This is a genomic window from Streptomyces sp. NPDC026589, from assembly GCF_040638385.1.
Taxonomy (GTDB): Bacteria; Actinomycetota; Actinomycetes; order Streptomycetales; family Streptomycetaceae; genus Streptomyces.
Genome location: NZ_JBEZYG010000024.1, coordinates 19,181 through 41,486, shown reverse-complemented (window position 1 = coordinate 41,486; position 22,306 = coordinate 19,181). Strand labels below are relative to the sequence as shown.

The window sequence follows — 22,306 nt, the reverse complement described above, 5'->3', positions numbered from 1 at the left end:
GCGCCCCAGCCCTCCCGGGTTGGGGCGCGGGTCCTCGCGCCTACTCAGCCGCCCCTTGAGTACCGGCGCTCATGATCCCGTCCCGGCCGCTGCCTAGCGTGGCGCGCATGGACACGGAAGCGACCGCAGCAGACACGTCAGCCACGGACTCCTCACCCGTCGGCAGCTCGCGGGGGTTCTACGGCTGCTCGATCGCGGTGATCGTCTTCTTCGTGCTGATCATGCTGGGAGCGGCTGCCGTCGCGGATTTCGAGAAGAGCCTCGACGGCGACGGTCAGATGGAGCAGCCCGGCCTCTCGGGCAGCGTGTCCCAACCGCTCGGCCCTGGCATGACGGCCCGGTACGAGGACGGCCTGTGGGTCACCATCAACCGCCCCGAGCCCCATGGCGACGGCACCTACAGCCTCACCGTGACCTTCAAGAACGGCACGGACGAGGAACTGCGCCTCAACGGCGACTCGCTTCCCCCGCTCCTCGTCGTCCGGGCCGGCGAATCCGACGACGACGACGCCAGCGTCTACAGCCTGACCCGGCTGAACTCGGAGAAGTCCGCCGCCGCCCTCGTCCCGCCCGTCCCCGAGGGCGACGAGCGCACCGTCCCGATTCGCTTGAAGCCGGCCCGGAAGGGCACCCCGGTCACGGTCGAGGTCAGCCCTCCGGACGCCGGCTACCGGGAAACGTCCTACTTCCAAACCACCCTGGGCTGAGCCCCCAGGCCACTCCGGGTCCGAGCCGTCCTCGTCAGCCCCCGACCCGCGCCCCGGCCCAGGCGCGGGCGGCCGTCACGTCCTGCGTGGCCATCGTCGGGCAGCCCCACAGCTGCTCGCCGCTGTGCATCGATGCCGCGCGCTCCGCCGGGATGTCCGCCGGCGCCACGAAGGCGAGGCCCCGGCAGTGCGCCGCGAGGCCGGGCCGGATCAGCTTCAGCGTGCGGACGCGGTCGGCGGTGGACCTACCGGACGGCGACGTCACGGGAGTGCGCCCGTCCGGCGGTGCGGGCATCAGGAGGATCGCCGCGAACGGCTCGGCACGCTCCGTGAGGGCACGCAGTTCGTCGAGGACGAGCGCTTGCGCCTGGTCCATGGGCAGCCCCGAGGTGTCGATCTCCCGTGGCTCCGGTGCTGTTCCGTGAATGTCCATCAGCCGACGCTACCAGCATTAGCGACCAATGGTCACTAATTGGCCCCCATCCCCCACTGCGTACGCTTGCCCCGATGAACAGCACCGGAAAGAACGGGCCCGGTCGGCCGCCGCGGCTGAGCCGGGAGCGGATCGCCGAAGCCGCCCTGCAAGGGGACGTGGAGACGCTCACCATGCGGGAGCTCGCGACGAGGCTCGGGGTCTCGCACTCGTCGCTGTACCGGTGGGTGCCCGATCGCGACGGCGTGCTGGATCTCGTCAGTGAGGTCATGGTCGGCCGGGTGCTCCCCGAGGACGAGCCCGAGGCCGGGACCTGGCTCGACTGGCTGGAGCGGCTGGCGTGGGCGATGCACGACGAGTTCCTGGCGGTACCCGGATACGCCGTACATGTGGCCCGCCCGCACCGCCACCACCTCGCGTCCTTCGAGCGGCTGCGCGGCAAGGCCGTCGCCGCGTTCCGCGCGGGCGGCGCGGACACCCGGCAGGCCGAGCAGAACTGGGCCCTGTTCGGCCTCGCCGTGGTCCGGTGGCTGGCAGCAGCGGGCGACGCCCCGGCCGAGCCGCCGTTCGCCCTCTACCTCGGCACGCTGCTGCGTGGCCTCCCCCGCCACGACGAGGAGCGCCGCCCGCGCCCATGACCTCACCCACGGCCCGCTGTCAGCGCACGGTGCCGTCCCACTGCCACTCCGCGCGCCGGGGCAGCCCGGGGAGCGCGGCCCGGCCCGTGCACCACAGCAGCGTGTCGGACGAAAGGTGTCCCGAGGGCGCGGTGGGGAAGAGGCGGGCCAGCACGGCGGCGCTGGTGGGGTCGGGCGGGGACCAGGGGATGCCCAGGGCGCGGGTGATGTCGTAGGTGTGGAGGGTCAGTTCGGTCATCGCCATGGCGGCGAAGCCGATGGCGTCGGAGTGACCCCAGGGGTGCCAGGCCCGTACGTCCGGCGCCGTGTCGCGGATGGTGGAGCCGGCGAGGGCCGACGCGATGCGGAGGCCGTCCAGGCAGTCGGCGAGGGGGGCCTCGGGGTCGAGGGAGGCGAAGAGCGTGATGTAGCGGTCGGTGGGACGGGCGATGAGCAGGCCCGCGTAACCGGTCAGGCCGAGGGCGAGATGGTCCAGGGTCTGGCGGCACGTCCAGTCGAGGCCGTGGGCGGGGCGCGACCAGTCCCGCCCGGCCGCCTCCCCCAGGGCGGCCAGGCTGTCGTCGGTGGCGGTCGCGAGCAGGTCCGCCCAGCGCGGAGCACGAGCCATCGGGTCCGGAGGCTCGATCGGGTCCGGAGACTCCGCCGGGGCCGGAGCAGGAGGTGTGACGGCCGTTCGGGTCATCGTCATGCGCCGCCCGTCCTCTTCCTCAGGACCTCGATGACGCTCGCGTAGCTGTCGGAGCCGTGGCCCGCGTCCCGGGCGCGCTCCATGGTGACCTTGAGGAGTTCGGGCAGGGCGTTGTCGAGACCCCGGGCCGCCGCGGCGTGCAGGAGGTGATCGATGGTCGCGATCTGTACGTCGACGGTGGCGTCGTCACCCGGGTAGCGGCCGGCGTCGACCTGGGCGGCGTAGGTGGTGAGGAACCCGGTCACGGCGCTCAGCCAACGGATCGCGACCGGGGTGAAGGCCGTGGCCTCGATCTTCTCCGCGCCGACCAGGGCGGTGCCGTGCAGCCAGCCGGTCATGGTGGACCACATCAGGCCGAGGAGCGCGGCGTCGTAGAGGGAGGCCAGACCCGGCTCAGTACCCAGGTGCAGAGGATCGCCCAGGGCCGCCAGGGTCGGGCGGTGGGTTTCGAGGACGGTGCGCGACCCGCTGTAGAGGAACATCATCTCGGGGCTGCCGACCCCCGGCGGAGTGGTCATGATCGCGCCGTCGAGGTAGTCGGCGGAGTGCGAGCGGGCCCACTCGGCGACTTCCTGGGCCTGCTCGGGCGACCCCGAGGTGAGGTTGACCAGGGATTTGCCCGCCAGGTCGCCCGCGATGGGGTCGAGGGTGGCGTGCAGCGCGTCGTAGTCCAGTACGCACACGATGATCAGCGGGCTCGCCGAGACGGCCTCCTCGGGCGTCGCGGCGAGTCGGGCGCCTCGCTCGGCCAACGCCCGCGCCTTGTGCGCCGAGCGGTTCCACACCGTGGTCGGGTGCCCCCGCTCCAACAGGGTGGCGGCCAGTGCCGATCCCATCTGCCCCAGCCCGATGACCGTCACGGCCGAACGCTCGGTACCCATGCTCCGACAACTCCCTGTCCGTCTGCCCACGCCTGGGCCGGTTGATCACGTACGCACCACGCTCGCAGCAGGAGAAGGGCGGGAGAAGTGACAGCAGTGACGGCGGCCACCAAATTCCTGCCATACGCTGCACCGCATGAGCGCTGGTTCTGTCGCCGTGGTCGTGACCGAGGAAATCCACCTTCCCTCCTGGGACCTGTATGAACTGAGCATCCCCTGCACGGTGTTCGGGAAGCCGCAGCCCGACCTGGCGGACCCCTGGTACGACCTGCGGCTGTGCTCCACGCGGGAGCCCGGCGCGGACGCCTCCGCGACCGGCGCCGGACTCTCCCTGCACACCGGTTACGGTCTCGCCGACCTCGCCGGCGCGGACACGGTCATCGTGCCCTCGGTGCCCGACCCCTGTGTCGACGAGGGCCGGCCGCTGGACCCGGCGCTGATCACGGCTCTCCGCCTCGCCCATGACGCCGGCGCCCGCATGGTCTCCCTGTGCACGGGCGCCTTCGCCCTCGCCGAGGCGGGCATCCTCGACGGCCGGCGCGCCACCGCCCATTGGATGCACACGGCTCAACTGGCCGACCGCTACCCGAAGGTGCGGGTCGACGACTCGGTCCTGTACGTGGACGACGGCGACGTCCTCACCAGCGCCGGGCTGACCGCCGGACTCGACCTCTGCCTCCACCTCGTACGCCGCGACCTCGGCGCGCACGTGGCCAACCAGCTGGCCCGCCGGATGGTGGTGCCGGCCCACCGTCCCGGCGGCCAGGCGCAGTTCATCGACCAGCCCATGCCCGCCACCGACGACCGGGGCCTGGCGCCCGTGCTGGACTGGGCCCGGGCGCACCTCGACCAGCCGCTGACGGTGGAGGATCTGGCCCAGCGGGCCGCGATGAGCCCGCGCACCCTCTACCGGCGGCTCCAGGCGACCACCGGGGTGACCCCGTTGCAGTGGCTGCTCCAGCAGCGGCTGCGACGAGCCCAGAGCCTGCTGGAGTCGACGGACCTGCCGATCGCCAGGATCGGGGAGCTGAGCGGCCTCGGCACCGCGAACAACCTCCGCCACCACTTCGTCAAACAGATCGGGGTGTCGCCGAGCGACTACCGCCGCGCCTTTCCCCCGGCGTGACGGACGGCCGGGCCCGCCCGGGCCGGGACCCGGGGGGCCGGGCCGGCTTCAGGCCCAGGGGTCGAAGGGGATGCCGGCGGGCTTGGAGTTGTTGAGCAGATTACGGAAGCGGTCGTCCCTGTCGGTGACCTTGATGGTCGCGGATCCGAAGTCGGCGTTCATGAGCCTGTCGCGCAACTCAGCGCTGGGGAAGCCGTTCCAGTCGACGACCGGGTGGTAGCGCCAGTTGCCGTAGTGGTTCTCGGGCGGCTCGTCGTTGCCGTTGGCGAGGCGGAAGAAGTGCGTGCTCGGACCGTCCTTGTGGTAGACGGCCTTGGGGTGCGAACCGTCGAACCGGACCTGCGAGCGCGGATAGGTCTTCACCGTGCTGTGCTGCGTGGTCGAGACGTAATCCACCTGGCCGGAACCCTGGTTGACCCAGGAGATCACATGCTCGAAGTCGTGTCGGTGCCCGCCGAGTCCGCTGCCGTGGACAGCCTGGTCCTTTTCGAAGTAGCTCGCGTAGACGATGCCGCACCAGCCGTTGTTGCACTTCGAGCGGGCGTACGTCTGGGAGTTGTCCAGGTCCGAGCGGTCCCGGCAGCTGCCGTTGATCGCTCCGGTCGTCCTCAGACCGGGCGCGAGGGTGCCGTCCGGGCCGATGGCAGGGGTGGCGTAGCAGCCGTCGCCGTCGTAGTCGAAGGCGGGCGAGAACGTCTGCTCGTAACTGCCCGCGTTCTGGGGGAGGTTCCCCGGTGGGTCGGCGTGGGCCGTGGAGGCGGCGCCCAGCACGAGGAGGCCTGCGGCGGCGAGGACGGCGGCGGTGCGGGCGGTGCGCTCGCGGGCTGTACCGGTACCGGCGGCGAAGACGTTGCGGACGGGAAGCGGAATGCTCGCACCCGGGGGGTCGGCGCTGCGGTTCCCGGCGGGCGTTGCGGGCATCGGCGGAGTTCGCATGATTTCTCGCTCCTGACTCGTCTGACTCATCAGCACGTGGCGACAGGGGTCGACTCCCGCAAAACTTGCCCTGGTCATGACAGAAAGAAACGAAAGACCGCCTCCCACCTGCCCGCCGACACTCAGCCGCCGCCCACCCAGCAAACGATCAGGAAGCGAAGATAACGTGGGGGAACAGGCAGCCTCAGGGCAGAAGAAGAATCGACGTACGGCTTCCCGGAGGACCTATGGCTTGGGACGAGTGGGAGCAGGCGAAGGCAAGGGCGCAGCAGGACGCGGCCATGCGGCTGAACCAGGTCGCCCCCGAGCGCAGTGGTGGTGGCGGCGGTGACGGAGACCTGGTCGTGCACGACAACGTGCTCGGCGCGCTCGGCAACGCGGCCTACAGCCTGCGGCAGCACTTCTCCACCGCGTCCGACCACGCCCGGCAGAACACCTTCGACGCGTCCATCCAGCTGTTCAACGACGGGTTGGACATGGGCTCGGCCCTCACCGAACTCCATGACGCCTGGAACACGAAGGCGGGAACGCTCAAGGAGGCGTGCGCGCACATCTCCAACCATCTCGACTACTCCCGCGCCGAGCACGCGAAGGACTCGGTCAAGATCGCGACGGACCTGCGCACCATCGGCGGGGACGAGCTGTCCGTGTCGCGCATCAACGACTACTACAAGTAGCGGCTACTACATGTAACGAGCACGTCGGACAACGGGGGCACACATCATGGTCACCTTCCAGGACCTCAACGACCTGCGGCTGGGAAAGCTTCAGGAAGCGGTCGCGGATTGGCAGGCGATGGTCGGCAAGCTGGTCAAGGTCGCGGACGGCGGCAATGGCGAGGTCAGCGCGGCGGACCTGGACAGCAAGGCCAAAGCGGCCGACTGGAAGGGGCAGAACGCGGCCGTGACCAAGGACTTCGTCACGGTCACGGCGCGGGAGTTCGACGACGTCGTCACCGTCGCCCGGAGCGTGCACACGATTCTGAGCGGCGCGCACAGCAAACTGACGAAACACAAGAGCGACTTGGCCGACGCGGTGAGCCGTGCGGCCAAGAAGCTCGCCACCGCGTCGCACTCCAACAGCGAGGGCATGGAGTCCTGGAAGGACCGGGTGGTCGCGCTCGGCGGCGAGAACGTCGGCAGCGGCCAGGGCGGGAGCCAGACCCGCGTCCACGGCTTCCAGGCCATGAGCAACCTCATGCGCCACGGGAAGTACGAGCGCGAGTTCCTCAACGACTACGGCAACGCGCTCGTCAAGTACGAGAAGGAGCACACCGGGGAAGTTCATGAAGGCCCTGGCCCACAACCCCGACGCGGCGACTGACTTCTTCAGCGCGACCGAACCCCAGGACAACGCACAGTACTTGCTGAAGGACCGCCTGCCCATGAACGACGTCGTGCCCGACTCCATGGGGGTCGGGGGGTCGGTGGACGACTACAAGGGCCCGAAGGCGATCTACGAAGCGACCGGCGACGCCCTCGTCGCGGCGGCGACCGGGGTCGACCCGAACGACAGCTCCGCGCGGCCCCCCGAGCACACCGGTCAGCACCGGCAGGTGCTCGACAGCTCGCTGAAGTACCTCGCGGAGCGGGGCGACGACTTCCCCGCCGAGATGCGGGACGACATGGCGATCGTGCTGACGAACCACGGCGACACGGTTCACCACTCAGCCAGCGCGCTGGCGGACGATCCCAAGGACCCGAAACTGCTGGACAGGAACCAGTTGCTGGAAGTCTCCAAGCAGGTTTCCCGCGACCAGAACGCGTACGGAATGCTCAATGAGGGCCTGAACCAGGAAATCTACAGGGACATCCGCGAGAACAACGCCGATGACCCGAAGGAGACCCTGCAGCGAGCGGGCGGCACCGTCGGCTTCCTGGAACAGGCCCGCTACCAGGCCCTGGTGACCGATAGGGACGACCCTTCATGGGACGCGAAGTGGATGTACCACGGGTTCGGCAGCATCGTGAACTTCGTTCCGGGGGTCGGTGACATCGCGCAGCGCGGCGTCGACGCGGTGACCTACGAGTGGCAACAGCAGGAACAGGAGCGGATCGACGCCATCCAACAGCAGGACAACGAAAAGACCTTCGCCGGCAGAGAGCGGCAGTTGCAAGCGCTCGCTGACGCGTGGATAGAGGCCAAGCCGGACCACGGCAGCAGCCGCTTCGTCATCACCGGCGAGATCAACGGTTCCGCCTACGATGCGAACAGCCGGGTCAAGGGCTTGGAGGGGGGAGGATGATGCGAACCACGCAGAAGGACCTCACAATGCCCGCACGCGGGGCCGCGCTGCTTGCGGTGGTCGCGGTCGCGGCCGGGGCTGTGGGGTGTAGCTCCCAGAAGACGTTCGAAGTCCCGGAGCTGTGCGGGAGGAAGGTGGACTCCGCCCTCGTCGCCCCGTTTCTCCCGGCAGGCGACACACTGAAGGTCGACGACGGTATCTCCGCTCCGGAGCAACCGCGCTGCCAGGTGTACGTGGACGGCGATCTCCACCTCTACGTACGAGGCAACATCGACAAGGCCGACTTCGACCCTCTGAAGGCCACGGAGCGGAGTATGCGGCGGCTGGGCAGCCCGGCACCGGCCGAGGGCATCGGTGACGGTGCCACCATCGCGGACCACGGAGCGATGGCCGTACAGAAGTGCACGTACAACGGAGAGAAGAGCCAGTACATCCTGGAAATCGATGGGGTGGACCACCCGAAGGACACAGCTGAACGCCGAAAGGCCCTCGAAAAGCTCCTGCGAGCCCACTTGCCCGTCATCATGGAAGCGGAGGGCTGCCGCCCGTAGAGGCCCGGGGCGGCAGAAGCTGTGTCGGAGGCCCGCAGGACGTAGTGAGGGGCGCATGCGAAGCAGCGCTCTGTGGACACCTTCTCCGAACCCGAGCAACCGCGCTGCGAGTTCGAGGTGGGCGGGGAGGAGCGGGTGGGGCTGAGGGGCGACGTCGGCGAACCGTTCGTCAAGCCGTTCGAGGTAAGCGCCGACGGCATGCGGCGGCTGGGTAACCCGGCACCCGCCGACAGCGGACGTATCGCCCGCGACCGGGCGGGCACAACCACACCGTGCGCAAAACCCACGGGGGATCATGATGAACGGAAAGACGCGGACCACCGCCGTTCACCTGACCCTCGCCGCCCTCCTCCTGGCAGGCGTCGCGGCGTGCGGCGAAGCACAGGAGTACACCGTCCCGAGCAAGGCCTGCGGACGGGACGTGGACAAGGGCCGGCTCGCGGAACTCCTGCCCGGCGGCGAGAAGCTACGGGACAACGGGGCGGGCTCACTCCCCGCCCCGTACCGGCCTCCGCACCGCCCTCCGCCCGCCCTCAGCTCGGCAGCACCGGCAGCAGCTCCGGCAGATGCCCGTCCGAGGCGGTGGCCGCCGCGACGCGTTCGGCCGGGACCTCCCCGTACAGGGTCGTACGGGGGCGGGACGGGCGGCCCGCGAGTTCCGCGATGGCCTCCAGGCCCTGGATCGAGCGGTACGAGCCGTAACTCGACCCGGCCATCCGGGAGATGGTCTCCTCCATCAGCGTGCCGCCCAGGTCGTTCGCGCCCGAGCGGAGCATCTCCGCCGCGCCCTCCGTGCCGAGCTTCACCCAGCTCGTCTGGATGTTGGTGATGTGCGGGTGGAGCAGGAGCCTCGCCATGGCGGTGACGGCCCTGTTGTCGCGGTCCGTCGGGCCCGGGCGGGCGATGCCGGCCAGGTAGACCGGGGCGTTCGTGTGGATGAAGGGGAGCGTCACGAACTCCGTCAGGCCGCCGGTCTCCTGCTGGAGTCGAGCAAGGGTACGGAAGTGGCCGAGCCAGTGGCGGGGCTGGTCGACGTGCCCGTACATCATCGTCGAGGACGAGCGCAGGCCCACCTCGTGGGCGGTCTTGATGACCTCCAGCCAGGTGGCCGTGGGCAGTTTGCCCTTCGTCAGGACCCAGCGGACCTCGTCGTCCAGGATCTCCGCCGCCGTGCCGGGGATCGAGTCGAGCCCGGCCTCCTTGGCGGCGGTCAGCCAGTCGCGGATCGACAGGCCGGTGCGGGTGGCCCCGTTGACGACCTCCATGGGCGAGAACGCGTGCACGTGCATGCCGGGCACGCGTTCCTTCACCGCGCGCGCGATGTCGAAGTACGCCGTCCCGGGCAGGTCCGGGTGGATGCCGCCCTGCATGCAGACCTCGACCGCGCCCACGTCCCACGCCTGCGCCGCCCGGTCCGCGACCTGGTCCAGGGAGAGTGTGTAGGCGTCGGCGTCCGTGCGGCGCTGGGCGAAGGCGCAGAAGCGGCAGCCGGTGTAGCAGACGTTGGTGAAGTTGATGTTCCGCGTGACGATGTACGTGACCTCGTCGCCGACCACGTCCTTGCGCAGCGCGTCCGCGATCCGGCACAGCTCGTCCAGCGCCGGACCGTCCGCGTGGAGCAGGGCGAGCGCCTGGTCGTCGGTGAGCTTCGTCGGGTCGTCGGCCGCCTGGCTCAGCGCCTGGCGTACGTCGGCGTCGATGCGGGACGGGACCATGCCGGGGGCCGCCGCCTCCCGGAGCGCCTCCCAGTCCCCGTACACCTCGTCGAAGTCGTCGCGGCGGTCGCCGGTACGGCCCTCGGTGTCGATGGTGGTGTGGAGGTCGGTGCGGCCGGAGGAGGTGAACCCCTCGTCCGGCTCCTGCCACGGGAGGCCGACCGGGTTCGCGTCCTCGCGGGCCAGGCCCGTCTCCGGGTCGGCCAGGGCGCGGACGTGCGGGAGGAGGCGGGGGTCGAGCCAGGGCTCGCCGCGCTGGATGAACTCGGGGTAGATGGTGAGGCGTTCGCGGAGCGTGAAGCCGGATTCCGCCGTCTTCGCGGCCAGTTCGTCGATGTGCGGCCAGGGGCGCTCGGGGTTCACGTGGTCGGGGGTGAGCGGTGAGACCCCGCCCCAGTCGTCGATGCCCGCGCCGATGAGGAGCGCGTACTCGGCGTCCACCAGGTTCGGCGGGGCCTGGATCCGGGCCGACGGGCCGAGGATGTGCCGGGCCACCGCGATGGCGGCCGCCAGCTCCTCCAGCTCCGCGTCGGGCATCCCGCGCATCGCCGTGTCCGGCTTGGCGCGGAAGTTCTGCACGATGACTTCCTGGATGCCGTGGTAGGCGCGGGCCGTCTTCCGCAGCGCGAAGAGGGAGTCGGCGCGCTCCTCGTAGGACTCGCCGATCCCGATCAGGACGCCGGTGGTGAAGGGGACGTTGGAGCGCCCCGCGTCTTCGAGTACGCGGAGCCGTACGGCCGGTTCCTTGTCCGGGGAGCCGTGGTGCGGGCCGCCCGGCTCGGACCACAGGCGGGTCGCCGTCGTCTCCAGCATCATCCCCATCGAGGGGGCCACGGGCTTGAGGCGCTGGAGGTCGGTCCAGGTCAGCACGCCCGGGTTGAGGTGGGGCAGCAGGCCCGTCTCCTCCAGGACCCGGATCGCCATCGCCCGTACGTACGCGAGCGTGTCGTCGTACCCCTCCGCCTCCAGCCACTCCCGCGCCTCGGGCCACCGGTCCTCGGGGCGGTCCCCCAGGGTGAACAGCGCCTCCTTGCAGCCCATCGCCGCACCCTCGCGGGCGATGGCCAGCACCTCGTCGGGCGACAGGAACATGCCGTGGCCGGCCCGGCGGAGCTTGCCGGGGACGGTGACGAAGGTGCAGTAGTGGCACTTGTCACGGCAGAGGCGGGTGAGCGGGATGAAGACCTTGCGCGAGTACGTGATCACGCCCGCCCGGCCCGCCGCCTCCAGGCCCGCGTCACGGACGCGGGCGGCGGACGCCGCGAGGTCCGTCAGATCGTCGCCGCGCGCCTGGAGCAGGACGGCGGCCTCGGCGACATCGAGGGCGACACCGTCACGGGCGCGTTTGAGTGCGCGCCGCATGGCGTTGGAGGTGGGGCGTCCGCTCTGAGCATCGGTCATGAACCGAGCATACGAGCGAGGTGCGCGCACCGGACCAGGGCCTCTGGGGTCGTTTGTCGCGGAATCGCCGATCGCTACGCGCCTGTGGGGTGCTCGTGGTCATGCCCGCGGTCGTGCACATGGTCACTCGTGCGGGCCGACTCACCCGGATGAGACCCCGCCGACGGTGCCCTCACGCTTAGTGTCGGAACGGTGATGGAAACGATCGTCCTCGACATCGGCGAAACCCTCGTACGCGACGACCGGCACTGGGCGTCCTGGGCCAACTGGCTCGGCGTACCACCGCACACGCTCAGTGCGCTGGTGGGCGCGGCCGTCGCCCAGGGCCGCGAGGCCACGGACGCGCTGTGCGTCCTGCGGCCCGGCATGGACGTCGAGGAGGCCTACCGCGCGCGGGCCGCCGCCGGGCGCGGAGAGCACCTCGACGAGTCGGACCTCTACCAGGACGTCCGGCCCGCGCTGGGCGAGCTGCGGGCCGCGGGTATCCGGGTCGTGGTGGCGGGGAACGGCACGGTCCGGGCCGGGGAGCTGCTGCGGGGCCTGGACCTGCCCGTCGACCTGGTGGTCACCTCGGACGAGTGGGGCGCCCGGAAGCCGGACCCGGAGTTCTTCGCGCGGGTGGCCGAGGTGGCGGGCGCGGCCCCGGAGGCGACGCTGTACGTGGGCGACCACCCGGCGGAGGACCTGTTCCCGGCCGCTGCGGCGGGGTTGCGGACGGCGCACCTGCGGCGGGGGCCGTACGGGCACTGGTGGGCGGAGCACCCCGACGTGGTGGAGACGGCGGACTTCCGCGTCGACGCGCTGACGGAGCTGGTGGGCCTGGCGCTCCCGACGGACCCGGCCGGGGACGAGGAGCCGCGGGCGGAGCGGCCGAGGACGCTGCGGGCGGTGCGTTAGAGGGGCGCCGCCCCGATCGGGCCCGGGGGCCGCGCGAGCGCGGTGGCCCGAAGGCGCCTCGCCGATCGGCCCGGGGGCCGGCGTGCGCGCGGTGGCCCGAAAGGCCCCTCGCCGATCGGGCCCGGGGCCGACGTGCACGCGGTGGCCGGCCGGGGAACGACAGCGGCCTCCCACCGGGAGCCCGGTGGGAGGCCGCTGGAGGTCAGTACGCCTAGACGAGGTCCGTACGCCTAGACGACGGCCTTCGTCGCCTTGCTGACCGCCGACCCACTGGCGTGGCCGGTGAGGTGCGCGGTGACCTTCACCGTGATCGTCCGGCCCCGCTGGGCCGCCTTGAGCGGCAGTGTGGCGGCGGTGGCCCCGGAGATGGCCGTGCCGTTGGCGTACCACTGGTAGGCCCACGCGGAGGGCTTCGGCGCCCACGCGCCCCGGCCGACGGTGAGCGTGGAACCCACCTTCACCGTGCCGGAGATCACCGGCGCGATCGTCGCCTTCGGGGCGTCGCCCCTGGCGACCGTGACCGCCGCGCTCGTCGCACTGCCGTCGGCGTGCCCCGTCAGCCGGGCGGTGACGGTGACGGTGATCTTCTTGCCGAGCAGCGACGCCGGCACCGCGTACGTGGTGGCCGTCGCGCCGGAGATCGCCACGCCGTCCGCCTTCCACTCGTAGGCCCACGCGGAGGGCTTCGGCGTCCAGGCGCCGCGGCCGACCCCGACCGTCGCACCGACCTTGGCGGTGCCGGAGACGACCGGCGCGACCGTGGCCTTCGGGGCGTCGCCCCTGGCGACCGTGACGGCCGCCGAGGTCCCCTGGGCGTCCGGGTGGCCGGTGCGGCGGGCGGTGACGGTGACGGTGATCTTCTTGCCGAGCAGCGTCGCGGGCACGGCGTACGTGGCGGCCGTCGCGCCGGAGACCGCCGCACCGTCCGCCTTCCACTGGTACGCGTACGAGGACGGCGGCACCGTCCAGGAACCGGTGGTCGCGCTCAGCGTCGCGCCGACCTTGGCCGCCCCGGTGATCACCGGGGGCTGAGTGGAGGCGAGCCGCGCGGGCGTGACGGTGAACGAACCCCGCGGGTGCTCGACGCCGTTGTGCGTGATGACGGAGACGCTCCAGACGCCGGTCGCGGCGCCGGTCAGGTCGAGGACCGCCGTGAGCGTCCTGCGGTCGGCGGAGACGGCGGTGGTCGTCGACTCCACCACCTTGCCGCCGAGGGCGAGTCGGACGACGTCGTCCTTGTGCAGCGCCGTCCCCGTGAGCGTCACCGTCGCCTTGCCGCCGGCCGCGCCGGTGGTCGGGGCGACCGTCCCGATGGTGACCGTCTCCGCGCCGCAGCGGATGCCGGAGCAGACGGCCTCCGCCGAGTACGAGGTCTTCGCGGCGGTCTCCGGCAGCGACAGGACCAGGGTGCTCGGGGCGGGGTCCTTGGAGTAGGGCTCGTCGACGGCGCACTTGTAGCCGGTGGGGATGTACTTCATGCAGCCGTTGTTGAGGCTGGCGTCGTACAGCGAGGGGACCGCTGTCGCCTCGGCGCCGTCGGTGTCGCTGATCTTCATGTCGAAGCGGTCGCGGTAGGCGGTCGGCAGCGCCGCGCAGAAGGTGCTGTGCGCCTCGTCGAGGGTGCCGGTGACGGGGCCGTACCCGTAACTGACGTTGGGCACCGCGACGCATCCCTCGGCGGGGCCGGCCGCGGTGGCGATGCGCACGGCGTCGAACCGGTAGTCGGGCGCGGCCTTCAGTCCGGCGCGCACGGTGACCATGACCTGGTAGCTGGTGGAACCGGTGACCGCGCACGCCTGGTTCCGGTTGCACAGGGCCTCGCCGTTCGCGCCGTACACCACCACGTTCGCGGAGCCCAGGGCGTCGCGCACATCGACGTGCACGGTGTCCTCGGCGTCGGTGGTCGTGATCCGGCGGCAGCGCAGCTCACCGGGTGCCCCCATCGCGCCGCCCGAGGAGGGTCCGCCGGCCCGGACCGCCGGGTTGGCCGTGCAGCCCTTCGCGGTGGCGGTGACGTCCCTGCGGGTCAGCGTGTAGGTGGTCTTGCTGTCCCGGCCCGTGAACAGCACGGTGTACGCGGCGCCGGGCTTCAGCTCGCAGGTGGTCCAGGTGCTGGTCGAGGGGTAGACCGAGCAGGCCTGGACGCCCTTCTCGTCCAGCACCGTGAACTCGGCGGTCAGCGTCTGCCCCGGCGCGGCCTGCAGCTGGAGGTTCTCCCGCCCGCTGTGCGCGTCGGCGGGGATGCTCAGGCACTGCGAGAAGACTCCGTCGCCGGTGGTGATCCGGGCGGCGGGGCTCTGTGCGGTGAAGTCGCCGGCCGGGAAGGCCGGGCAGCCGGAGGCGACGTCGGTGCGGTGCAGCGCCAAGGCGTAGGCGCCGGTCGCCGGGGCTTCGTCGTCGGTGGAGACGTGCAGCCGGAAGGGCGCCCTGCCGTCCAGTTCGCAGGTCCCGGACGTGAGGGCGGACCCCTCGCACTGGTACGCGCCGCCGGCGTCGTACACCGTCGTATCGGGGTGCGGGCCCGGCCCGCCGAGGGACTTCAGCACGGCCACCCGGGCCCCGGTGGGAAGGTCCAGGGAGACGCAGTCGATCTCCCCCGCCGAGGCGAAATCGGACCGGAGCACGCCCATGCCCGCGGGTACGCAGCCGGCGTCCGACGCGCGGTCGAGGATGAGGGTGGCCTGGTCGGTGTAGACCGTGTAGTCACCGGCCGACGGAAGATCGCACCCGTCCCAGGTGGTGCAGACGGTCTTGCCGGCGCGGTCGTAGACCGTGAGCTTGGTACGGGAGGTGTCGACCGCGTAGACCTCGTGGGGGCCGGCGTGGGACGCGGTGAACGTCTTGCAGCCGGCGGCCGGAGTCACGCTGGTGGGCGCGGAGTTGTAGGCGTTGACCGGGACCCGGGCGCAGCCGGCCGGGTCGGAGATGCGGCGGACCTTCAGCGTGTACTCGGCCGGGAAGCCGCCCTCCGCCTCCCTGACGTGGGACAGGACGCGGTAGGGGCCGTCGCCCGGGAGGACGCAGCCCTCGCTGTCGTCCTCGTTGAAGTGCGGGCAGATACGGGCACCGGTCTCGTCGGTGATCCAGGAGAGGCCCTGACCGTACTTCGTGGTGGTGATCCTGTTGGTGAGCCGCTCCCCCGGCTTCGCCTCGATCCGCACGCACTGCACGGCCGTCGGGCCGGCCGCCAGGGCCACGAGGGGCGGGCTGTCCCAACCGGTCGGGATCGGGGCGGCGCAGCCCTCGTCCGTGCCGATCGGGACCAGGCCGAAGGTGACCTTGCTGGCGTCCGCCCAGTCGTTGACCAGCCGCAGCGTGTACGTGCCGGTGCGCTCAAGACGGCACCAGCCCTCGCCCCACTCCGGGTCGTGGCAGTCGACCCGCTCCTCACCGTCGTAGACCGTGGTGTACACGTTTCCGGTGCCCGACTCCAGGAGACGGTGCAGGCCCGGCTTCTCGACGGTGAACGTGAAGCAGGCGGTCCCCTCGGCGGGGAGGGTGAGCGTGTTCCCCTCGGGCGCGGCCTCGCCGTACGCGGAGAGCGCGAAGGACGGGCAGTCCTCGGCGGCGGCGGCCGGGGCGGCGGGCGTGGCGGTGGCGGTGCTCGCCCGCGCCGCCCCCACCGGGGCCAGCAGCGTGACCAGAACGGTGAGCGTGAGCAGAAGTGCGGTGTATGCCGCGGATCTCGCGGCCGTACACAGACGTGGTGGCATGGGTCCGTTCCCCCCGGAGCGGTGAAGGATGTGCTCCGGGTCTCCGCGGACAGCTCGTTCGGCGGGCCTCTGAACACAGCGAAATGTGCCCGCCCCGTGAAGGGGCGGGCACATGATGATCGCACAGCTGAGCGACCCGACGACATGTCAATTCGGAGCCGCCGAGCCGGTCCCCGGTCCGGCCTGATCCGAACGCGAGGCCGGGGGTCTCAGTCCCCCAGCACCGCCTGCATCACGCTCTTCGCGATCGGGGCGCCGAGCCGGCCGCCCGAGATGTCGGAGCGGGAGATGTCCATGTCCGTCGGGTCGATGAACACGGCGACCGCGACCGACCGCCCGTCGTCCTTCTTGCCGTAGCTGACGAACCAGCCGTACGGGACCTCGTCGCGGACGTTCACGCCGCGCTGGGCGGTGCCCGTCTTGCCGCCGACCGTCACACCGTCGATCAGGGCGCGCTGGGCGCTGCCCTCCTTCGCGGTGTACTCCATCATCTCCTGGACCTTCTTCGCCGTCTCGGACGAGACGGCCTGACTCATCTCCATCGGCTCGTTCTTCTCCAGCGTGGAGAGGTCCGGGCCGCGCAGCTCGTCGACGATGTAGGGCTGCATCAGCTTGCCGTCGTTGGCGAGGGCCGCCGTGACCATCGCCATCTGCATCGGGGTGCTGGTGAGGCTGCCCTGGCCCATGCCGGTGAGGGCCGTGCCGGGCTTGTCGAGCTTCTGCGGGTAGAGGCTCTTCGTGGCGAGCATGTCGCCGAACTCCTCCGCGTACACGTCCTCGTTGAAGCCGAACTTCTCCGCCGTCTCCCGCATCCGCTCCTCGCCCAGTTCGGACGCCGCGTCGAGGAAGACGTTGTTGCAGGAGTACTGCATGGCGGTCTTCATCGACGCCTTGTTGCACACCGCGTCGCCCGCCTCGCTGCCGATCTTGTTGGTGGAGAGCGGGAGGGGATACGGCGAGACCGCGCCCGTCTTGGCGTCCACGTCCGTGACCACGCCGTGCTCCAGCGCCGCCGCGGCCGTGAGGATCTTGAAGGTGGAGCCGGGCGGGTAGGTCTCGCGCAGCGGGCGGTTGGCCAGCGGCTTGCCCTTCTTCTTCTCCAGCGCCGTGAAGCGGTCGCTCTCCTTGAACGAGATCCCGGCGAAGGTCTCGGGGTCGTACGAGGGCGTGGAGACCAGCGACAGCACCTTGCCGGTGCGCGGGTCCAGGGCGACCACCGCGCCCCGGGCGCCCAGGTCGGTGAGGCCCTTGTAGGCCGCCTTCTGCGCCTTGGCGTCGATCGTGGTGATCACGTCGCCGCCGCGCCGGGGCTGCCCCGTCAGGATGTCCTTGGCGTGCCGGAAGGCGAACCGGTCGTCCTGGCCGCTGAGGACGCTGTCGTAGGTCCGCTCCAGCAGCGAGGTGCCCCGGGACTGGGAGGCGTATCCGGTGACGGGCGCGTACATCGCACCGTCCTTGTTGGTCCGGAGGAACGCGTAGTCCCGGCTCTCGGTCTCCTTCGATCCGGTGATCGCCTTGCCGCCGACGATGATGTCGCCGCGTGGGGTGGCGAACCGTTCGAACCGCACGCGGGCGTTGTTCTCGTGCTGGGCCAGCTCCTGGCGGTCGACGTGCTGGAGCCAGTTGGCCCGCAGCAGCAGGGCCAGCACCAGCAGCCCGCAGAAGATGGCTATGTGCCGCAACGGCCTGTTCATTCCACTCCCCACCCGGGCGGGCTCCGGTCTGGACGGCGGGGCGCCCGCCGACCGGGCCCGCGTATGCGTTCCCCGATGAACAAGGATGCCCTGTGGGCGCGCCCGGTTGCACCGGCGGCCCCGGACACCCCTCCTCGGCGGCACGCGGCGTGACCGCCGGAAGCACCCGGCGTAGTCGCGGGGGCGTCGGAGATACGCGGCGTAGTCGCGCGGCCGTCGGAGATACGCGGCGTAGTCGCGTGCCGGTCAGAGATACGCGGCGTAGTCGTCCAGCGTCCGCAGGACCTCCGCCTCGTCCGCCGGGGGCAGCTGGAGCACGACCTCCTCGATGCCCAGCTCCGCGTAGTGGGCGAGCTTTCCCGGGCCGGGCAGCACCGCGTACGGCACCACCTGGAGGCCCTTCGGGTCGCGCCCGGCCTCCTCCCAGGCCGTCCGCAGCTTCGGCAGGGACTCGGTGAGGCCCCCGCCGCCGATGGGCAGCCAGCCGTCCGCGTACTCCGCGATGTGCGCGAACAGCTTCGGGCCCGCCCCTCCGCCGATCAGGGTGCGCGGGCCGTTGACCGGGCCGCGCGGCCGCTGGGCCGGCTTGGGGTGCGCCTCGCTCGCCCGCACCGACCCGAACGCGCCCTCGTGCCCGGTCGGCTCGTCCGCCCACAGGGCCCGCATCAGGGCCATCCGGTCCCGCGCCAGCTCCCGGCGCGTGGACCACTCGACCCCGTGGTCGGCCGCCTCCTCGACGTTCCAGCCGTAGCCGACGCCGAGGGTGAACCGGCCGCCGGAGAGGTGGTCCAGGGTGGCCGCCTGTTTGGCCAGGTCGATCGGGTCGTGCTGGGCGACCAGGGTGATGCCGGTGCCCAGGGCGAGGCGCTCGGTGACGGCGGCGGCCTGGCCGAGGGCGACGAACGGGTCCAGGGTGCGGCCGTACTCCCGGGGCAGCTCCCCGCCCATCGGGTACGGCGTGCTGCGGATCACCGGGATGTGCGTGTGCTCGGGCAGATACAGCCCGCCGAACCCCCGCTGTTCCAGCTCGCAGGCGAGCCTGACCGGGGTCACCGTCTCGTCGGTGAGGAAGATCGTTGTGGAGATCCGCATCGAGAACACCTCCGTCGTCCGTCAGCGCGTCATACGTGCGAAGGGCCAAGGTATGCCGTACGACAAGGAAATCCGAGACCGTCGTCCGTGTGCGTCGGGAGCGGACGGAGAGGAGTTGCGATGGGGCCGGGACTGGGGCCGGGGCTGGGGTACTTCCTGTTGCCGGCGGGCGGCGCGCTGAGCCTGACCGGGGTCGTCACCGGCAACGGCACGCTGATCAGCCTGAGCTGGATCATGTGGGTGCTCGGGATCCTTCTGCTGTTCCGGAGCCGTTCGCGCCGCCCCGTCGATCCGGCGAAGCTCGCGGCGGCGGCCGCGGCCGGGGACGCCCGTGCCGTGCGGGGGCTGCGGGCGCTCGCCCTGACCGCGCGGGCCGAGGGGCGCCCCGACACGGCCGAGCGGCTGCTGCGGCAGGCGGTGAAGGCCGGTGACGTGGAGTCGATGTGGGAGCTGGGCCGCCTGGTCGAGCACCGCGAGGGGCTGGCGGCGGCGGAGCCGTGGTTCCGGATGGCGGCGGAGGCCGGGCACGCGGTGGCCAAGCGGCTGTTCCGGCCGGGCGGCGCGCTGCACCCGGACGGGGCGGGCCCGGCGTCCTAGGTGTTCTGTTCTGTCCAGAAAGCGTCCGCTACGTACCGTCGTCCGCCCTGCATCCGGTGGTTTTCAGCCACCCCCCAGCCCTCAAAATTTAGGTTAGCCTAACCTAAAGCGACCTTTTGGGCAGTGGGCCGGGCGCGCGGCGCCGGGGCGAGGCAGGAGACACCGTGGGGCATGGCTGGGAAGGCGTCGTTCTCAAACTGTTCAGGGGGCGTGACTTCACGTTCACCGTGACCGGCACGGAACAGGTCACGGACCGTTTCCGCCGGGTGCACGTGACCGACGGCGGGCTGCTCGCCGCGACGGGCGGGGCGCACCCGACGATGTGGGTACGGCTGTGGTTCGAGAAGGACGGCAAACCCCATCAGCGCGCCTACACCCTGGTCGACCCCGACCCGGAGACGGGCACGTTCAGTCTGGAGTTCGCCCTGCACCAGGGCCCCGCCTGTGACTGGGCGAAGACCGTCGGGGTCGGCGAAACGATCGACGCCACGCTCCAGGGCACCGGCTTCACCCTGCCCGGCCCGGCGCCCTCGCGGCTCTTCGTGATCGGTGACGCGGCGGCGCTGCCGGCGATCAACTCCCTCCTGGACGCGGTCCCGTCGACCCCGGCGACGATCTGGTTCGAGACCGCGCACGAGGAGGACCGGAAGCTGCCGTTCCGCCTCGACGGGGCCCACCACACCCTGCACCACGTGGAGCGCCGGGAGGCGGGCGCGCATCTCGTCTCCGAAGTGAAGGCGGCCCTGCCGGAGCTGCTGGGCGAGGACCCCACGGACGCGTACGTCTGGGTCGCCTGCGACACGGCGACCACCCGGACCCTGTCGGCGTACCTCCGCAAGGAGCTGGGCCTGCCCAAGGACCGGGTGAACGCGCTGGGTTACTGGCGGCCGTAGGGCCCGACAGCTTCCGCGCCGGGGCGGTCCGGGGGCTCCGGCACCCGCCGCACGCGCGCCTACGCGCCCCCGGACCGGAGCGACCTGCGCAGCAGGACGCCGCCGATCCCCACCAGGCTCGGGAACCCGCTCTTCGGCATGGCCACCGTGCCGACCACGCCGACGGCGGCCAGGGCGATGCCCGCCGCGCGCTGGGCCGGGATGTCGTCGTGCTCCTCCGCCGAGCGCAGCAGCCGGCCGCCCAGCCACAGGGTGGGGGCGGCGGCCATGAACCAGAAGGCGGCGGCGCGGTCGCCCCGGTCGGGCACGGAGTCGACCACGTCACGCCCCAGTTCGGCGAGCACGTCACGGTAGATCACCGCGCCGATGGCGCCGTGGGCGATACCGACCACCTGGAGCCAGGGCCCCATCGAACGTCGCGTCATGGCCTCAGCGTACGGGCCCCGCACGGCCCGACGGGATCAGTCCTCGACCACGAGGGCCGGGGTCTCCTTCGTCAGGATCTCGCCCCGGAAGAACGCCGGGCTGCGGCGCTCCATGGCGACCATCAGCACCACGCCGAGGAGCAGCAGCCCCACCCCGATGACGAACACCGATCCGACGCCGAACACCGAGGACCCGGAGCCGTACGCCGGGTCCCACATGTCGTAGAGGGTCTTGGCGAAGACGGCGGCGAGCAGGGTGCCGCCGAGCAGCGGGAAGAGGCCCTTGAAGACCAGGTCCCGGGCGGAGCGGGTCAGTTCGGCGCGGAAGTACCAGGCGCAGGCGAAGGCGGTCAGCGCGTAGTAGAAGCAGATCATGAGGCCGAGCGCGTAGATGGTGTCGACCAGGACGTGCTCGCTGACCAGGGTCATCACGGCGTAGAAGACGCCGGTGCCGATGCCCGCCGTGACCGTCGCCCGGCCGGGGGTCTTGAACCGGGGGTGGACCTTGGCGTACGAGGCCGGCATCGCCTCGTACGCGGACATCGCGAGGACCGTGCGGGCGACCGGGATGAACGTGGTCTGGAGGCTGGCGGCGGCCGAGGCGAGGACCGCGAGGAAGAGCAGGACGCCGAGGCCGGGGCCCATCACCGGCCCCGCGAGGGCGGCGAAGACGTTGTCGGAGGTGTCCGGGTTGGCGAGGCCGAGCCCGGAGGTGCCGGAGCCGACGGCCATCTGCGCGGCGATGCCGGTGGCGAGGTAGGAGCCGACCAGGACGACCATCGCGATGAGGGCGGCGCGGCCGGGGGTCTTCTCGCTGCCGGTGGTCTCCTCGTTGGCGGTCAGGCAGGCGTCCCAGCCCCAGAACATGAAGATCGAGAGGGACAGCCCTGCGGTGAAAGCCGCGAAGGACTGGACGGCGAAGGGGTTCAGCCAGGACCAGGAGAAGTCGAGCGAGGAGGCGAAGTCCGGCCCGCCGCTGCCCGCCTTGCTCAGAGCCATCGTCACGAACACGGCGAGGACGGCCAACTGGAGCCCGACCAGGGCGTACTGGATGCCCTTGGTGGCGGTCATGCCCCGGTAGCTGATGGCGGTGGCGACGGCGATGAGGACCAGACAGGTGAGGATGTGGACCGGCTTGCTGTCGTCCAGGGCGGCGACCGACGCGCTGCCGGTGATCTCCCCCGCGAGCAGCCAGAAGTACGAGGTGGCGACGCCCGCCAGGTTGGACAGCACGATGATCGTCGCGATCACCAGCCCCCAGCCGCACATCCAGCCGACGCGGGGGCCGAACGCCTTCACCGTCCAGGTGAAGGAGGTGCCGCAGTCCGGCATCGCCCGGTTCAGCTCCCGGTAGGCGAAGGCCACGAGCAGCATCGGCAGGAACCCGGCCAGGAAGACGGCGGGCATCTGCACGCCGACCTCTCCGGCGGTGGAGCCGAGGGTGGAGGTCAGGCAGTAGACGGGGGCGACGGTGGAGACGCCGATGACGGCGCTGCCCATGAGGCCGACGGAGTTCCCGCCGAGCCCCTTGCCCCGCACGCCACCGCGGCCGTCACCACCGTCGGCCGGGGCACTTCCCCGTACCGTGTCTCCGGCCCCTGGCCGCGCGTCCAGCTGAGTCATGAGGAGGACGCTATGCGCTGCGATATCCACATCCGGAGCGTGAGACTCCAA

The 22,306-nt window shown here is 71.4% G+C and carries 20 protein-coding genes; 10 read left to right on the top strand and 10 right to left on the bottom strand.

What is annotated here, in order from left to right:
* Positions 1-107 precede the first annotated feature (107 nt).
* Entirely contained in the window at positions 108-707 is a 600-nt protein-coding gene (locus AB0F29_RS32240) for a hypothetical protein (protein WP_361879600.1), read from the top strand.
* Between the two features lie 34 nt (positions 708-741).
* Here AB0F29_RS32240 and AB0F29_RS32235 read toward each other — a convergent pair whose 3' ends face one another.
* The gene (locus AB0F29_RS32235; RefSeq protein WP_361879598.1) at positions 742-1,140 is read right to left on the bottom strand and encodes a hypothetical protein; all 399 of its coding nucleotides are present in this window, start codon (positions 1,138-1,140) and stop codon (positions 742-744) included.
* Positions 1,141-1,214: 74 nt separating this feature from the next.
* Between AB0F29_RS32235 and AB0F29_RS32230 the strand changes: the two genes are divergently transcribed.
* Complete coding sequence (locus AB0F29_RS32230) at positions 1,215-1,778, top strand: TetR family transcriptional regulator (RefSeq protein ID WP_361879595.1); 564 nt, start codon at positions 1,215-1,217, stop codon at positions 1,776-1,778.
* A 19-nt stretch (positions 1,779-1,797) separates the two neighbouring features.
* Here the strand turns inward: AB0F29_RS32230 and AB0F29_RS32225 are convergent, their stop codons facing one another.
* Together AB0F29_RS32225 and AB0F29_RS32220 are read right to left on the bottom strand one after the other, a co-directional pair.
* Positions 1,798-2,466: a maleylpyruvate isomerase N-terminal domain-containing protein gene (locus AB0F29_RS32225; protein ID WP_361879592.1), complete on the bottom strand. Its 669-nt coding sequence runs from the start codon at positions 2,464-2,466 to the stop codon at positions 1,798-1,800.
* Positions 2,463-3,347 (bottom strand): NAD(P)-binding domain-containing protein, encoded by an 885-nt coding sequence (locus AB0F29_RS32220; protein ID WP_361879589.1) that lies wholly within the window; start codon positions 3,345-3,347, stop codon positions 2,463-2,465. The genes AB0F29_RS32225 and AB0F29_RS32220 overlap by 4 nt, the downstream gene beginning before the upstream one ends.
* A gap of 136 nt (positions 3,348-3,483) precedes the next feature.
* Here AB0F29_RS32220 and AB0F29_RS32215 point away from each other — a divergent pair, with 136 nt between their 5' ends.
* Positions 3,484-4,473, top strand: a complete 990-nt coding sequence (locus AB0F29_RS32215; protein ID WP_361879586.1) for a helix-turn-helix domain-containing protein — start codon at positions 3,484-3,486, stop codon at positions 4,471-4,473.
* 48 nt (positions 4,474-4,521) lie between these two features.
* On the opposite strand, the gene AB0F29_RS32210 is transcribed toward AB0F29_RS32215, so the two are convergent.
* Positions 4,522-5,409: an NPP1 family protein gene (locus AB0F29_RS32210; protein WP_361879583.1), complete on the bottom strand. Its 888-nt coding sequence runs from the start codon at positions 5,407-5,409 to the stop codon at positions 4,522-4,524.
* A 227-nt stretch (positions 5,410-5,636) separates the two neighbouring features.
* Between AB0F29_RS32210 and AB0F29_RS32205 the strand changes: the two genes are divergently transcribed.
* From AB0F29_RS32205 to AB0F29_RS32190, 4 genes are read left to right on the top strand one after another with little or no spacing between them, the layout of a single operon-like run.
* Entirely contained in the window at positions 5,637-6,086 is a 450-nt protein-coding gene (locus AB0F29_RS32205) for a hypothetical protein (RefSeq protein ID WP_361879580.1), read from the top strand.
* Positions 6,087-6,132: 46 nt separating this feature from the next.
* Positions 6,133-6,732 carry a hypothetical protein gene (locus AB0F29_RS32200; protein ID WP_361879577.1) on the top strand — a complete coding sequence of 200 codons (600 nt, stop codon included), beginning with the start codon at positions 6,133-6,135 and terminating at the stop codon, positions 6,730-6,732.
* Positions 6,695-7,654 carry a hypothetical protein gene (locus AB0F29_RS32195; RefSeq protein ID WP_361879574.1) on the top strand — a complete coding sequence of 320 codons (960 nt, stop codon included), beginning with the start codon at positions 6,695-6,697 and terminating at the stop codon, positions 7,652-7,654. Before AB0F29_RS32200 ends, AB0F29_RS32195 begins: the two co-directional genes overlap by 38 nt.
* Positions 7,654-8,205: a hypothetical protein gene (locus AB0F29_RS32190; protein WP_361879571.1), complete on the top strand. Its 552-nt coding sequence runs from the start codon at positions 7,654-7,656 to the stop codon at positions 8,203-8,205. The genes AB0F29_RS32195 and AB0F29_RS32190 overlap by 1 nt, the downstream gene beginning before the upstream one ends.
* Before the next feature lie 533 nt (positions 8,206-8,738).
* On the opposite strand, the gene AB0F29_RS32185 is transcribed toward AB0F29_RS32190, so the two are convergent.
* Positions 8,739-11,321 (bottom strand): bifunctional FO biosynthesis protein CofGH, encoded by a 2,583-nt coding sequence (locus AB0F29_RS32185; protein ID WP_361879568.1) that lies wholly within the window; start codon positions 11,319-11,321, stop codon positions 8,739-8,741.
* A 195-nt stretch (positions 11,322-11,516) separates the two neighbouring features.
* Between AB0F29_RS32185 and AB0F29_RS32180 the strand changes: the two genes are divergently transcribed.
* Complete coding sequence (locus tag AB0F29_RS32180) at positions 11,517-12,218, top strand: HAD family hydrolase (RefSeq protein WP_361879810.1); 702 nt, start codon at positions 11,517-11,519, stop codon at positions 12,216-12,218.
* Between the two features lie 230 nt (positions 12,219-12,448).
* Here AB0F29_RS32180 and AB0F29_RS32175 read toward each other — a convergent pair whose 3' ends face one another.
* The 3 genes from AB0F29_RS32175 to AB0F29_RS32165 all read right to left on the bottom strand — a co-directional run bounded on the left by AB0F29_RS32175 (position 12,449) and on the right by AB0F29_RS32165 (position 18,717).
* Positions 12,449-15,931, bottom strand: coding sequence for a hypothetical protein (locus AB0F29_RS32175; RefSeq protein WP_361879565.1), 3,483 nt, complete (start codon positions 15,929-15,931; stop codon positions 12,449-12,451).
* Positions 15,932-16,140: 209 nt separating this feature from the next.
* Complete coding sequence (locus AB0F29_RS32170; RefSeq protein WP_361879562.1) at positions 16,141-17,625, bottom strand: penicillin-binding protein 2; 1,485 nt, start codon at positions 17,623-17,625, stop codon at positions 16,141-16,143.
* A gap of 246 nt (positions 17,626-17,871) precedes the next feature.
* Complete coding sequence (locus tag AB0F29_RS32165; protein WP_361879559.1) at positions 17,872-18,717, bottom strand: LLM class F420-dependent oxidoreductase; 846 nt, start codon at positions 18,715-18,717, stop codon at positions 17,872-17,874.
* Between the two features lie 120 nt (positions 18,718-18,837).
* Between AB0F29_RS32165 and AB0F29_RS32160 the strand changes: the two genes are divergently transcribed.
* A complete protein-coding gene (locus tag AB0F29_RS32160; RefSeq protein WP_361879556.1) occupies positions 18,838-19,314 on the top strand; it encodes a sel1 repeat family protein in 477 nt (158 codons plus the stop codon).
* Positions 19,315-19,478: 164 nt separating this feature from the next.
* On the top strand, positions 19,479-20,207 hold the full coding sequence (locus AB0F29_RS32155) for a siderophore-interacting protein (protein WP_361879553.1): 729 nt from the start codon (positions 19,479-19,481) through the stop codon (positions 20,205-20,207).
* 59 nt (positions 20,208-20,266) lie between these two features.
* Here AB0F29_RS32155 and AB0F29_RS32150 read toward each other — a convergent pair whose 3' ends face one another.
* Both AB0F29_RS32150 and AB0F29_RS32145 read right to left on the bottom strand, forming a co-directional pair.
* Positions 20,267-20,632: a DUF6463 family protein gene (locus AB0F29_RS32150; protein ID WP_361879551.1), complete on the bottom strand. Its 366-nt coding sequence runs from the start codon at positions 20,630-20,632 to the stop codon at positions 20,267-20,269.
* Between the two features lie 36 nt (positions 20,633-20,668).
* Positions 20,669-22,255, bottom strand: a complete 1,587-nt coding sequence (locus tag AB0F29_RS32145) for an APC family permease (protein ID WP_361879548.1) — start codon at positions 22,253-22,255, stop codon at positions 20,669-20,671.
* Between the last annotated feature and the right edge of the window lie 51 nt (positions 22,256-22,306).